Raw genomic sequence first — 13,227 nt, forward strand, 5'->3', positions numbered from 1 at the left:
GCAGCGGACACATGAACCATCTCCTTCGCCGCCGGGCAGAAACGATTCCTCCACCCCGCTCCTGCACTTACTGCACGACATCCCCGCCCGTCGGCGGCGAAGGAGATGGTTCATGTGTCCGCTGCGCCCGTGCTGGCGTTGCGAGGGGTCTCGAAGCGGTTCGGCGCCGTCCAGGCGCTGACCGACGTAGAGCTCGAGATCCATTCCGGCGAGGTGGTCGCCCTGGTCGGCGACAACGGCGCCGGCAAGTCCACGCTCGTCAAGACGATCGCAGGCGTCCACCCCATCGATGACGGCGTCATCGAGTGGGAAGGCAAGCCGGTGGCGATCACCAAGCCCCACGACGCCCAGAACCTGGGCATCGCGACGGTCTACCAGGACCTCGCGCTGTGCGACAACATCGACGTCGTCGGCAACCTCTTCCTCGGACGCGAGCTCAAGCGCCGCGGCGTCCTGGACGAGGTGGAGATGGAGCGCCGCGCCCGCGAGCTCCTGACCACCCTGTCCATCCGGATTCCCAGCGTCCGCATCCCCATCGCCTCGCTCTCCGGCGGCCAGCGCCAGACCGTGGCCATCGCCCGCTCCATGCTGGGCGAGCCGAAGCTGGTCATCCTCGACGAGCCCACCGCCGCCCTCGGCGTCGAGCAGACCGCACAGGTGCTCGACCTGGTGGAGCGGCTCCGCGAGCGCGGCCACGCCGTCATCCTCATCAGCCACAACATGGCCGATGTGAAGGCCGTCGCCGACCGCGTGGCGGTCCTGCGGCTGGGCCGCAACAACGGTGTCTTCAAGGTCGCCGAAACCTCGCAGGAAGAGATCATTTCGGCCATCACGGGGGCCACGGACAACGCCGTGACCCGCCGGGCGGCCCGCACCGGGGAGGCCCGCAAGTGAGCACCCAACACCACCACGCGGAGGACGTGGCGAAGCTCGCCAACCCCGCGGCCCCGGCCGACGCCATCCCCGCGGTGGACCCGCGCCTGCTCGTCCGCGAGCAGGGCCTCTCGGGCTACCTGAGCGAGTTCGGCCGCAAGATGAAGGCCGGCGACCTCGGGTCCCTGCCCGTCGTCATCGGCCTGATCGTGATCTGGGGCATCTTCCAGGGGCTGAACGCGAACTTCCTCTCCCCGGAGAACCTCACCAACATCGCGATCACGATGGTCGCCACCGGCATGATGGCCGTCGGCATCATCTTCGTGCTGCTGCTCGGCGAGATCGACCTCTCCGTCGGCTCGGTCAGCGGCGTCTCGGGCGCCCTCTTCGCCGTCCTCGCGGTCACCAACGGGGTCAACGAGTGGGTGGCGGTCCTGGCGGCGATCGGCGGCGGTGCCCTGATCGGCGCAATCCACGGCTTCTTCTTCGCCAGGATCGGCGCGCCGGCCTTCGCCGTCACCCTGTCGGGCCTGCTGTTCTGGTCCGGCGCGATGCTCCAGATCCTGGGCAGCAGCGGCACGATCAACATCGACTCCGACGGTGTCGTGGGCAAGCTGACCACGTACTACTTCACGGACGTGGCCGCCGCCTACGGCCTCGCCGCGGTCGCCACGGCCGGGTACTTCCTGGCCGCCTTCACCGACAACAGGCGCCGGGCCGCCGCGGGCGTCCCGTCCCGCCCGATGAGCGAGCTGCTGCTGCGCACCGGCCTGCTGGCCGTGTTCACCTTCGGCCCCGCCGCGGTGTTCAACCAGTACAAGGGCCTCCCGCTCGCGGTGGTGCTCTTCGTGCTGGTGCTGGTCGGCACGGACTTCGTGCTGCGCCGCACCACCTTCGGCAGGAACGTCTTCGCCCTCGGCGGCAGCGTCGAGGCCTCCCGCCGCGCGGGCATCAACGTCACCGGCATCCGCATCGCGGTCTTCTCCATCGCGGGCACCTTCGCCGCCGTCGGCGGGCTCTTCTGGGCCTCCAAGATCGCGGCGGCGAACCAGAGCGCCGGCGCCGGCGACCTGCTGATGAACGTGATCGCGGCGGCCGTCATCGGCGGCACCAGCCTCTTCGGCGGCCGCGGCCGCACCTGGAACGCCCTCCTCGGTGTCCTGGTCATCACCTCGATCCAGTACGGTCTGGCCCTCGAGGGAATCGCCACGCCCGTCCAGTACATGATCACCGGAGCGGTGCTGCTGGCCACCGTGGTGATCGACTCGGTCACCCGCAAGACCCAGAAGACGGCCGGACGCGCCTGAGGACGCGCCCGGCGCGGTAAGACCGGTCACAGTGCCCGGCGCCACCCCGTGTGGCGCCGGGCACCCGTGCGTACGTCCCCACGTGCGTCCGTGCGGGCAATTGTGCGGATAAGCACCCGGATGTGATGTGTGGCGCCCGGGCGATCCGTGCAGGAATGACAAAGCTGTGACCCGCCTGCGGCAGCCCGATGACCGGCTCCGCCGACGGAACATTAGACTCGACAGACCAGCCAGCAACTGCAAGGAGGCACGGGTGCTGCTGACCCGCATCAAGGGACCGCGCGATCTGGACCGGCTCAGCCAGGAGGAGCTCACCGAGCTCGCCGCCGAGATCAGGTCCTTCCTCGTCGACGCCGTCTCCAAGACCGGCGGGCACCTCGGCCCCAACCTCGGTGTGGTCGAGCTGACGATCGCCCTGCACCGGGTCTTCGAATCGCCCAAGGACAAGGTCCTCTTCGACACCGGTCACCAGGCGTACGTCCACAAGCTGCTCACGGGCCGCCAGGACTTCGCCGGACTGCGCACCAAGGGCGGCCTGTCCGGCTACCCCTCGCGCGCCGAGTCCGAGCACGACGTCATCGAGAACTCCCACGCCTCCACCGTGCTGGGCTGGGCCGACGGACTCGCCAAGGCCAACGAGGTGCTGGGCCGTACCGACCACCACGTCGCCGCCGTCATCGGCGACGGCGCGCTCACCGGCGGCATGGCCTGGGAGGCCCTCAACAACATCGCCGCCGCCAAGGACCGCCCGCTCGTCATCGTCGTCAACGACAACGAGCGCTCCTACGGCCCGACCATCGGCGGCCTCGCCAACCACCTGGCCACCCTGCGCACCACGGACGGCTACGAGCGCTTCCTGGCCCGCGGCAAGGAGATCCTGGAGCGCACCCCGGTCGTCGGGAAGCCGCTCTTCGAGACCCTGCACGGTGCCAAGAAGGGCCTGAAGGACTTCATCGCCCCGCAGGGCATGTTCGAGGACCTGGGCCTGAAGTACATCGGCCCCATCGACGGCCACGACATCGAGGCCCTGGAGTCCGCGCTCCTGCGCGCCAAGCGCTTCAGCGGGCCGGTCATCGTCCACTGCCTCACCCAGAAGGGCCGCGGCTACACGCCCGCCCTGGAGCACGAGGCGGACCGCTTCCACGCGGTGGGCGTCATCCACCCGGACACCGGCCTGCCGGTGAAGACGGCCGCCGCCAGCTGGACCTCCGTCTTCGCCGACGAAATGGTCAAGATCGGCCGCGAGCGCCCGGACGTCGTCGGCATCACCGCCGCCATGCTCCACCCCGTCGGCCTGAACAAGTTCGCCGAGGAGTTCCCGGACCGCATCTACGACGTCGGCATCGCCGAGCAGCACGGCGCCACCTCGGCGGCGGGCCTGGCCACCGGCGGCGTCCACCCGGTCTTCGCCGTCTACGCCACCTTCCTCAACCGCGCCTTCGACCAGGTCCTGATGGACGTGGCCCTGCACAAGTGCGGCGTCACCTTCGTCCTGGACCGCGCCGGCGTCACCGGCGACGACGGCGCCAGCCACAACGGCATGTGGGACATGTCGATCCTCCAGGTCGTGCCCGGCCTGCGGCTCGCCGCCCCGCGCGACGCCGAGCAGCTCCGCGCCCAGCTCCGCGAGGCCGTCGAGGTCAAGGACGCCCCGACCGTCGTCCGCTTCTCCAAGGGCGTCGTCGGCCCCGCCGTGCCGGCGGTCGGCCGCATCGGCGGCATGGACGTCCTGCGCCGCCCCGCAGCCGACGTCACCCGCCCGGACGTCCTGCTCGTCTCGGTGGGCGCCCTCGCCCCGATGTGCCTGGAGGTCGCCGACCTCCTCGACAGGCAGGGCATCTCCACCACCGTCGTCGACCCGCGCTGGGTCAAGCCGGTCGACGAGGCGCTCGCCCCGCTCGCCGAGCAGCACCGCGTCGTCGTCACCGTCGAGGACAACGGCCGCGTGGGCGGTGTGGGCGCCGCCGTGTCGCAGGCCCTGCGCGACGCCGGCGTCGACGTCCCGCTGCGCGACTTCGGCATCCCGCAGCGCTTCCTCGACCACGCGCTGCGCAAGGAGATCCTGGCCGAGATCGGCCTGACCGCGCCGGACATCGCCCGGCAGGTCACCGGCCTGGTCGCCAAGCTGGACGGCCGCCTCGACAGCGAGCCGGCCGCCGCCGTCGACTAGCCGGACGCACGCGGCGCGCCGCCGCGGAGGGCGCGCGCGGTTGCAGCACACGGGCCGGGAGATCACCCTGGAGGGGGTGGGCCTCCCGGCCCGTTCCGTTGCGTCGTCGCCTTTCGGAGGTGCGTCGGTGAGTACGGATCTCAACAGCCCCTTCCGCACGAAGACGGTGGAGCAGTCCATCCGCGACACGGAGGAGCCGGAACACGCGCTCCGAAAGTCGCTGTCGGCCTGGGACCTGACCGTCTTCGGCGTGGGTGTCATCATCGGCACCGGCATCTTCGTCCTCACGGGCATCGCAGCGCGCAACAATGCCGGACCCGCCACCGCCCTGTCGTTCGTCGCCGCAGGCATCGTCTGCGCGTTGGCCGCCCTGTGCTACGCCGAGTTCGCGTCCACCGTGCCGGTGGCGGGCTCGGCGTACACGTTCTCGTACGCCTCGATCGGCGAGCTGCCCGCCTGGATCATCGGGTGGGACCTCGTGCTCGAATTCGCGCTCGGCACCGCGGTCGTCGCGGTCGGCTGGTCCGGCTACATCCGCAACCTGATGCAGACGAACCTCGGGTGGGACATGCCGGTCGCGCTGTCCGGGCCGGATGCGGGCGGCACCTTCGACCTGTTCGCGTTCCTGCTGGTCCTCGTCCTGACGGCGATCCTCGTCGTCGGGACGAAGCTGTCGGCGCGGATCACCGCGATCGTCGTCGCCATCAAGGTGACCGTGGTGCTGCTGGTCATCATCGCCGGCGTGTTCTTCATCAAGGCCGACAACTACTCGCCGTTCATCCCGCCGGCCGAGCCGCAGCCCGCCGGGGGCGGCCTCCACGCCCCCCTGGTGCAGGTGCTGTTCGGGTACGCGCCGACCAACTTCGGCGTCATGGGCATCTTCACCGCGGCATCCCTCGTCTTCTTCGCCTTCATCGGCTTCGACGTGGTGGCGACCGCGGCCGAGGAGACGAAGAACCCGCAGCGGGACATGCCCCGCGGCATCCTGGGCTCGCTGCTCATCTGCACCGTGCTGTACGTCGCCGTGACGCTGGTGGTCACCGGCATGCAGAACTACGCGCAGATGTCACCGAGCGCCCCGCTCGCCGAGGCGTTCAAATCGGTGAACCAGCCGTTCTTCGCCGGCGCCATCAGTCTCGGCGCCTCCGTCGGCCTGATCACCGTGTGCATGATCCTGCTGCTGGGCCAGACCCGCGTGTTCTTCGCGATGAGCCGCGACGGACTGCTGCCGCGCGTCTTCTCCGTCACCCACCCCAAGTACCGCACCCCGTACCGGGCGACGATCCTGCTCGGCGTGATCATCGCGGTCGTCGCCGGCTTCACCAGCCTGGAGAAGCTCGCCGAGCTGGTCAACATCGGCACGCTGTTCGCGTTCGTCGTGGTCGCCCTCGGCGTGATCATCCTGCGCCGGACCCGGCCCGACCTGCACCGTTCCTTCCGTACGCCGCTCGTGCCGTTCATCCCGATCCTGTCGATGGCGGCCTCGCTGTGGCTGATGCTCAACCTGCCGGTCGACACATGGATCCGCTTCGGCATCTGGATGGTCGTGGGCGTCGTCGTCTACTTCGTCTACGGACGCCGCAACAGCCGCCTGGCCAAGGCGGGCCAGGACGCCACGTACTGATCCCGCACCGTCACCGGGTGCGGCCGGGTCCGACCGGCCGCACCCGGTGCGCGCGCCTCAGCCCTTGGAGCCGCTCGCGGGGGACTTCTTCGCCTCCGCCGGGATCTTCTGGTCGGTGCGCAGCGCCTCCCACAGCATTCCCGCCTGCGGCTGGGCGACGACCACCCGGTTGGGGTCGACCTTGTCGTAGGCGACCGGGAGCATGATGGTCTCCATCGTCTCCGGGTTCACGCCCTTCATGCTCTGCGCGAAGTCGGCGAGCGCCGTCAGCGAGGCGAGTTCGGAGTCGGTGGTCAGCGACTTGGTGCCGGCGTCGGCGAGCTTGTACAGCCGGGCCGGGTTGCCGAGGGCGTCCTGCTTCTTCATCTCCGACAGCATGGCGATCATGAACTGCTGCTGGAGGCCTATGCGTCCGAGGTCGCTGCCGTCGCCGTAGCCGTAGCGGGTGCGGACGAACTTCAGGGACTGCTCGCCGTCGAGGCGGTGGGTGCCCGGGTCGAGCTTCAGGCCGCCCTTGGCCCCGCTCATCGGCTGGTCCAGGGTGACGGTGACGCCGCCGAGCGCGTCGACCAGGCCCTTGAAGCCGGCGAAGTCGACCTCGACGAAGTGGTCGACGCGGATCCCGGACAGCTGCTCGACGGTCTTGACCACGCAGGCCGGACCGGCGAGCGTGTAGACCGAGTTGAACATGACCCGCTGGGCGGGCGCGACGGTCTTGCCGTCCGCCTTCCTGCACTCGGGCCGGGATATGAGGGTGTCGCGGGGGATGCTCACCGCGGTGGCCTTCGCCCGGCCCTCCGGGACGTGGATCAGCATCGCGGTGTCGGATCGGGCGCCGGCCACGTCGCCGTGGTCGAGATCGCCGTTGGCCCCGGCGCGCGAGTCGGAGCCGAGGACGAGGATGTTCTGGGCGCCCGGCACGACCTTCTTCGGGCGGTCGTCGCCGATCGCCTGGTCGAGGTCGACGCTGTCGATGTTGCCGTTGAGGTGGCTGTACGCCCACCAGCCGGCCCCGCCGGCCGCCAGGATGAGCACCGCCAGCGCCAGCAGTACGATCCGCAGGACGCGCTTGCCGCCGCGCCGCGGCTTGCGCCGGGAGGGAGCGGGGGTGGCCGAGGGGCGGTCGGTCATGGAGGCAGTGCCCTTCTATCATCGAATGGGGTGCATCATAAGACACGCTTTCGAGTGGCTGGTTCTCTCGGGTGAACACCCCCGGCCCCAAAACGGACATAGTCGTCAGAAGGGTGGACAGCTGCGTGATCCGAGGCAAAGGCAGTGACCGGACTGCCTCTTCGGCTCGCCGTGCGCAGGGCGCGCCCACGGGCGGGCCGGGTCCCCACAGCTCCTCCCCGCCCGTCGGGAACTGGCTGTTCGCCGGCGGCGACGGCAGGCTGACCGCCTACGCGTGCACCCCGCGCGGCCTGCTCCGCTGGACCGAGGCCGCCGCCCCCCGCACCGGCTGGACCGGGCCGGAGCCCTTCGAGGTCGAGGGCTGGGTCGGTCCGGCCGCCATGGCCCGCAGCCGCGAGGGGTACGTGCACTTCGTCGCCCTGCGCTCCACGGACGCCGACTCCGGCAGCCCCGAGGTGATCGTCTCCACCCAGTTCCAGCCGGGCCGCGGGATGATGGACTGGCGGGGCCTCGAGACGCCCGGGCTGCGCGGCGGCCCCGACGACGACAGCCTGTCCGGGCCGCCCCGGATCGCCGTGAACCAGCGCTCCGGCTCCACCCATGTCATCGTCTCGCTGCGGCACTCGGGCATCCTGCGGCGCAGCCGCAACGCGGAGGGTGCCTGGGGCGGTTGGAAGCCGGTGTCCGGACAGCCCTACCGCGGGGACGTGACCCCGCTGATGCCGGCCGGCGGCACGTTGGAGGTCCTCGCTCCCGCCCAGGGGCACGCCGACCGCTGGACCGGTATGGGCCAGGGCCGGTTCGGGCTCGCCGACAGGATTCCGACGCCGGTCGTCCCCGGCAGCGCCGCCGTCTGCGAGACGGGCCCGCGCCGGGCCACGTACTTCTGGCGCTACCCGGGCGACGGCTCGCTCGTCGCCTGGCGGGCCCCCCGCCAGGGCGTCCAGGGCGGCCTGATGGGCCTCGGCGGCGCCGGCGGCCGGGGCGCGCCCGGCGTCGCGCGCGCGGTGCTCGGCGGCTACGACTGCACGGTCCTGGCGCAGATCGGCGCCGACGGGGACGTCGAGGTCACCGCCTACGTCACCGAGAACGAGGGCTACGGCACCTGGTGGGCCTCCCTCGGCGGGCACGGCGCCCGCGCCCCGCAGGTCGCGGTCGACGCGGCCGGCCGCGTCGTCGTCGCCGCCTTCGACGAGGAGGGCGCACCCATGTGCACCCGGCAGGACACCGCCGCCGGGGGACTGGCCTTCGGCCCGTGGGAGTACCTGGCCTGACGTACCGTCAGGAACGCGTACGGGCCCGGCCCCCTGTGCGGAGGCTGGGCCCGTACGCGTCAGCCGCGCCCCGGCAGCGGCATCCGCTGCGCCACCTCGACGGTGAGGCCCCCGTCCTCCGCGTAGTACGGGGTGGCGGCCAGCTCCATCCCCTGTGCGCCGGGCGCGTCGGCGATGCGCACCGGCATCCGCGCGGTGGAGTCCAGCTCGGGCGCCCGGCGCGTGCCGAGCCGCACCTCCTGGGTCACGCCCTCGAAGCTCACCGACAGGTACAGGTCCCAGGTGCCCGGCGGGAGCGGCCAGCCGCTGGAGGTCTGCGCGAGGTTGACGCGCGCCGAGAAGCGGCCCATGGCGCGCGTCTTGCCCTTGGCGTTGGTCAGCGTGTCGTCCCGGCGGGCCGTCACCGCGTGGCTCTCCTGCGCGCCGGTGGACCGCTCGCGCAGCACGACGCGCGTCGCGCGGTCCTTCGTCGAGAGCTGCTCGAAGAAGGCGTAGCCGTCCAGGAGCAGCATCGCGCCGTCCCAGCGGGCCTTCTGCAGCTGGTGGCTGACGGTCATGTCCGCGGTGATGTCGAACAGCTCGTCCGGCAGTCCGACCTGCGGGTCGCGGAAGAACGGCAGGGTGGTGAAGACCCGGCCGCCCTCGACGGTCTTGCGGACCACGGGCCGGTCCTTGTCCGCCTCGAACGCCGCCATCTTCTGCGCCTCGGCGAGCCGGCCCTGCGCGAGCAGGGCGAAGCGGACCGCCACCATCCGCGGCAGCAGCGCCAGGGCGCCCGGGGCGGCCTGCGTACGCAGCACCTCGGCGGCCTCCCACAGCGTCCGGTCCCGCTCCGCCGGGTCGGCGGCCGACAGCAGCGCCGTGGCCGTGGCCTTGCCGAGCTCCACCTCCAGGTGCCGCGCCTGGAGCCGGTCGCGGCGCGGACCCTCGGGCACCTGCGAGGCGACCAGCGCCAGCATCCGGGAGGCCAGCGCGACCCGGTCCGACAGGGTCGCCCGGTTCGCCGGGTCCGGCCCCTTGACCACGCAGGCCGCGTCACCGACGACGGAGACGTTGTCCGCCCCGATGAACGCCCCGGCCGTGAAGACCTGCTCGTCGCCGATCGGCATGTCGGTGGGGAAGGACAGGCGGCGCCGGTGCAGCAGGCTGGTCCGGAACAGCTTGTCGGGGCTCAGCGACCAGTACACGCGCGAGGACCAGGCGTCGGTGTACGCCTGGTTCTTCCGGAACATGGCGGTCGGGACGGTGTGCCGGCCGGAGCTCTCCAGCTTGCCGAGGACGACGTCCGCCTCGTTCGCGTCGGCCGCGGCGACCATCCGCTCCAGGGCGTCCGGGGCCAGCCGGTCCACCGCCTCCAGGAAGATCACGTACCGGCCGCGGACCTGGCTGAGCGCCCAGTTGCGGGCCGCCGCCGGGCTGAGGCCCTGCGTCACCTGCCCGACCCGGACGAACGACGGGTACTGGTGCGCGGCCCGGGCCAGGACCGACCCGCTCTCGTCGGTCGACCCGTCGTCGACGCCGATGACCTCCAGCCGGTCCGTGCCGATCGTCTGGACGAGGACCGAGGCCAGGCAGGCGTCGAGCGCCGCCGCCTGGTTGCTCACCCGGACCGCGACGGAGACGTCCTTGATGTCGGCGGGGTGCACGACGGCGCTGTTCATGCTGCGGGGTTCCTCATCGGTCGGTCGCGGACGGTGCGGTGCGGGGCCACGGCATCTCGCCGGTCAGCTCGGGCCACTGCCAGGGCCGGAAGGCGACCTCCGACGGGTGCGCGGGGAACGCCCCGGGCACGGCGTCGAGCGGGCCGGTGAAGACGTTGACGTGCGAGGTCAGCTTCTCGCCGGCCGGGGTCGCGACGGTGTACGCGAAGCGGTCGTAGCCGGTGAAGCCGGGGGCCGGGGTGTAGGTGACCCAGCCGTCGTACGACAGCTGCGCGTCGCCGTTGCGGGGCGCCGTCACGGTGACGGCCGTGCACCCCGGGGGGCACGCGGACAGCACGTTCACCGATCCCGAGCCGCCGGGCTCGGCCGTCAGCCGCAGCCCGCGGGCGACGGCCCGGCGCAGCGGCAGCGCCTCCGCGTCGAGCCGCCCGGTGCGGGTCGTCCTGCGGCCCGTCGCATCCGGTACGCCGACCATGATCTGCGGGCGGATGCGCGGCTCGGCCGCGGAGTCGCGGACGCGCAGGTGCAGCACGCCGGCGGCGTTCTCGCCGGGCTCGGCCCGCAGCCGGAACCAGCGCTGCCGCGGGAAGAACTCCAGCCCCTGCACGCCGACGACCTCGGCGGATTCGGTGAGCGGAGCCCCGAGCAGGTACGCGCAGCCGCGCGGGGCGCCCCCGTCGGGCGCCACGGACAGGCCGAGCTGGAACGTCTCGCCGGGCGCCACGCCGAGGCGGGGGTCGGCGGAGCTGTACAGCGCCGCGTACACGGCACCCTGGGCGGGGTCCTCGCCGAGGGCCCGGCCGCGGCACAGGAGGTGGTTCACGGGACGGACTCCTCAGGCGCCGGGGAAGGTGGACACGCGGGACGCTGTGCGCAGGCGGAACGTCTCCTCGTCCAGCCAGCCCATCTCGTCGTAGTCGAAGCGGGTGCGGTCGAGGCCGCGGCCCCAGTGGGCCGGGACGACGCCCTGCTCCAGCAGGCTGCGCGCCACGAAGCGGGCGCACTCGATCGCGCCCTCGGCCCGCACGTGCACGTTGTCGCCGTCGAGGACGTGCGGCTGGAGCGGCTCGCCCCGGCGCAGGTAGGTGAAGACCGCCTTGGTCGCCTCCGGCCCGAGCTCCTCCCACCACTGCAGGCTCTGCCCGTACAGGTCGACGACGGGTACGTGCTCGTCCTCGGCGAGCTGCCGGGCCGCCAGGGTGTAGTCGCCGAGGAAGCGGGCGACGTTGCCGTGCCGGTCGATCCTCCGCCGCTCGTAGCCCAGCATCACCACCGGGTGGCCCTGCCGCTCGCGCGCCCCGTGCACGTAGGCGGCCATCTGCTCCGTGAAGGAGGAGAACGGCTCGGTGTGCAGGCCGGGGTCCGGCTTGATGTCGTTCTGGCCGAAGGAGAAGAGCAGGTAGTCGCCCGGGGCCATGTCCTCCAGGATCCACTGGAGCCGGCCACGCTCGCGGAAGCTCTTCGAACTGGCCCGTGCGCGGGCGCAGTTGACGACCTCCACGGCCTCCGTGAGGAAGAGGGGGAGGGCCTGCGTCCATCCCGCCATGGGCAGGAAGCTGTACGGGCGGCCGACCGCGTTGGACCCGCCCGCCACGTAGATCCGCGGCCGCCGTGCCTGCTGCTGTTCGGGTGCGTACGTCATGCCTAGACCCCCTGCTCCTCCGTGGTCCGGATCAGGACGTCCGCGAGCGCCGCCTCGAACCCGGAGCGCTGGGACGCCGGGGCGGAGGTCGGGTCCTGCTTGCGGACGTCGATCACATGGCCGGTCATCTCCGACACGAGGACGTCGAGGGAGGTCAGCGCCACCGACTCGGAGGTCAGCAGCGAGCCCTCCGGCTCCTGGCCGAACGCCTTCGTGCGCATCGGGGTGGCGGTGCGCTCGGGGTTGACGCAGTTGACGCGGATGCCGTCCTCGGCCCACTCGTCGGCGAGGGCCTGGGTCAGGTTGACCATGGCCGCCTTGGTCGAGGAGTACAGGCTGTACTCGGCGCGGCCCCGGGTGTAGCTGCTGGAGGTGAACAGCAGCAGCTGGCCCCCGGTCTCGCTGAGGTACTTGTAGGCGCTGCGGGCGATGTTCACCGGTGCGAGGTAGTTGACCTCCAGCGCCTCGCGGACGGTGGCGTCGTCGGTGTCGGCGAGCCGGCCGACGCGGAGCACTCCCGCGGTGTTGACGACGTAGTCGATGCGGCCGGTCTCGGCGTAGGCCCCGGCCAGCGCCTCCTCGACGTGGTCCGGGTTCTCGACGTGGGTGCCGGTGGTCGAGCGGCCCATCGCGAAGACGCGCGCGCCGAAGCCCTCGGCGATCCGCGCGATGTCGGCGCCGATGCCGTACGAGCCGCCGAAGACCACCATCGTCTTGCCGGCCAGCTGCTCGCGGTACGCGGCCTCGCCGGCCTGCGCGGGCGCGGCGTGCGAGGCGAGCTGGAACAGCTTGTCGGCGATGAAGACGTCGACGGGCTGCGTCACCTTCATGTTGTAGTCGTCGCCGGTGACCACGTGGACGGGGACGTCCGGCAGGTACTTGACGACGACGGAGCAGTCGTCGGTCGCCTGGAAGAACGGGTCCGCGGCCGCCCGCTCGTAGGCGGCGGCGATCGTGGAGAGGCGGAAGCCCTGCGGGGTCTGGCCGCGGCGCAGGCGCGAGCGGTCGGGGACCTCGGTGATGAACTCGCCGTCGTCGCCGTGGGTGCGGGTGACGATGACGGTGTCGGAGGAGGGGATCGCGACGTCGACGGCCTGGTACCGCTCCAGGGACTCGACGCACTCGCGGACCACGCGCTGCGACAGCAGCGGGCGCACCGCGTCGTGGAAGAGGAGGTTGCAGTCCTCGCCGCCGGCGAGCCGCTCGGAGGCGGCCCGGATGGCGATGCGGGTGGTCTCGCTGCGGGTGGCGCCTCCGGCCAGCACGCCGGTCACCTTGGAGAGGCGGGCCTTCTCCACGATGCGGCGGGCGTCGTCCACGTACGCCGGGGTCATCAGGAGGATGACCTCGTCGACGTCCGGTGCGTTCTCGAATATGTGGAGGGTGTGCTCCAGGATCGACTTGCCGGCGATCTTCAGGAGCTGCTTCGGTATTTCGAGCCCGATGCGCTGGCCGGTCCCCCCGGCGAGTACGACGGCGATGGTGCGGCGGGGGGCGGGATGGGAGGACAACGGTCTCCTACTTCCTGGGCTGGGGGTGCGGCAC

At 71.8% G+C, this 13,227-nt stretch carries 10 protein-coding genes; 5 read left to right on the forward strand and 5 right to left on the reverse strand.

Annotated elements, in window-relative coordinates; all coding sequences use genetic code 11:
• The first annotated feature begins 105 nt into the window (after positions 1 to 105).
• The 4 genes from EF903_RS17370 to EF903_RS17385 all read left to right on the forward strand — a co-directional run bounded on the left by EF903_RS17370 (position 106) and on the right by EF903_RS17385 (position 5,974).
• A complete protein-coding gene (locus EF903_RS17370) occupies positions 106 to 894 on the forward strand; it encodes an ATP-binding cassette domain-containing protein (RefSeq protein ID WP_125544157.1) in 789 nt (262 codons plus the stop codon).
• 26 nt (positions 895 to 920) lie between these two features.
• Positions 921 to 2,180: a sugar ABC transporter permease gene (locus tag EF903_RS17375; RefSeq protein ID WP_260615500.1), complete on the forward strand. Its 1,260-nt coding sequence runs from the start codon at positions 921 to 923 to the stop codon at positions 2,178 to 2,180.
• A gap of 253 nt (positions 2,181 to 2,433) precedes the next feature.
• Entirely contained in the window at positions 2,434 to 4,350 is a 1,917-nt protein-coding gene (dxs, locus tag EF903_RS17380; RefSeq protein WP_125544161.1) for a 1-deoxy-D-xylulose-5-phosphate synthase, read from the forward strand.
• Between the two features lie 127 nt (positions 4,351 to 4,477).
• Positions 4,478 to 5,974, forward strand: a complete 1,497-nt coding sequence (locus tag EF903_RS17385; RefSeq protein WP_125544163.1) for an amino acid permease — start codon at positions 4,478 to 4,480, stop codon at positions 5,972 to 5,974.
• A 57-nt stretch (positions 5,975 to 6,031) separates the two neighbouring features.
• On the opposite strand, the gene EF903_RS17390 is transcribed toward EF903_RS17385, so the two are convergent.
• Positions 6,032 to 7,105 (reverse strand): LCP family protein, encoded by a 1,074-nt coding sequence (locus tag EF903_RS17390; RefSeq protein ID WP_125544166.1) that lies wholly within the window; start codon positions 7,103 to 7,105, stop codon positions 6,032 to 6,034.
• A 125-nt stretch (positions 7,106 to 7,230) separates the two neighbouring features.
• Between EF903_RS17390 and EF903_RS17395 the strand changes: the two genes are divergently transcribed.
• Positions 7,231 to 8,379: a hypothetical protein gene (locus EF903_RS17395; RefSeq protein ID WP_125544168.1), complete on the forward strand. Its 1,149-nt coding sequence runs from the start codon at positions 7,231 to 7,233 to the stop codon at positions 8,377 to 8,379.
• 59 nt (positions 8,380 to 8,438) lie between these two features.
• Here the strand turns inward: EF903_RS17395 and EF903_RS17400 are convergent, their stop codons facing one another.
• From EF903_RS17400 to EF903_RS17415, 4 genes are read right to left on the reverse strand one after another with little or no spacing between them, the layout of a single operon-like run.
• Positions 8,439 to 10,040 carry a glycosyltransferase family 2 protein gene (locus tag EF903_RS17400; RefSeq protein ID WP_125544170.1) on the reverse strand — a complete coding sequence of 534 codons (1,602 nt, stop codon included), beginning with the start codon at positions 10,038 to 10,040 and terminating at the stop codon, positions 8,439 to 8,441.
• 13 nt (positions 10,041 to 10,053) lie between these two features.
• Positions 10,054 to 10,863, reverse strand: a complete 810-nt coding sequence (locus tag EF903_RS34735) for an Ig-like domain-containing protein (RefSeq protein ID WP_125544172.1) — start codon at positions 10,861 to 10,863, stop codon at positions 10,054 to 10,056.
• A 12-nt stretch (positions 10,864 to 10,875) separates the two neighbouring features.
• Positions 10,876 to 11,682, reverse strand: coding sequence for a rhamnogalacturonan acetylesterase (locus tag EF903_RS17410; RefSeq protein ID WP_125544175.1), 807 nt, complete (start codon positions 11,680 to 11,682; stop codon positions 10,876 to 10,878).
• 2 nt (positions 11,683 to 11,684) lie between these two features.
• A complete protein-coding gene (locus EF903_RS17415; protein ID WP_125544177.1) occupies positions 11,685 to 13,193 on the reverse strand; it encodes a bifunctional cytidylyltransferase/SDR family oxidoreductase in 1,509 nt (502 codons plus the stop codon).
• Between the last annotated feature and the right edge of the window lie 34 nt (positions 13,194 to 13,227).

The organism is Streptomyces sp. WAC05292, assembly GCF_003949955.1.
In the GTDB taxonomy this organism is placed as follows: Bacteria; Actinomycetota; Actinomycetes; order Streptomycetales; family Streptomycetaceae; genus Streptomyces; species Streptomyces globosus.

Excerpts from the sequence above, each read along its gene's own strand:
- EF903_RS17370 (WP_125544157.1), top strand. The coding sequence starts at position 106 with ATGGTTCATGTGTCCGCTGCGCCCGTGCTGGCGTTGCGAGGGGTCTCG.
- EF903_RS17390 (WP_125544166.1), bottom strand. The coding sequence starts at position 7,105 with ATGACCGACCGCCCCTCGGCCACCCCCGCTCCCTCCCGGCGCAAGCCG.
- EF903_RS17400 (WP_125544170.1), bottom strand. The coding sequence starts at position 10,040 with ATGAACAGCGCCGTCGTGCACCCCGCCGACATCAAGGACGTCTCCGTC.
- EF903_RS17410 (WP_125544175.1), bottom strand. The coding sequence starts at position 11,682 with ATGACGTACGCACCCGAACAGCAGCAGGCACGGCGGCCGCGGATCTAC.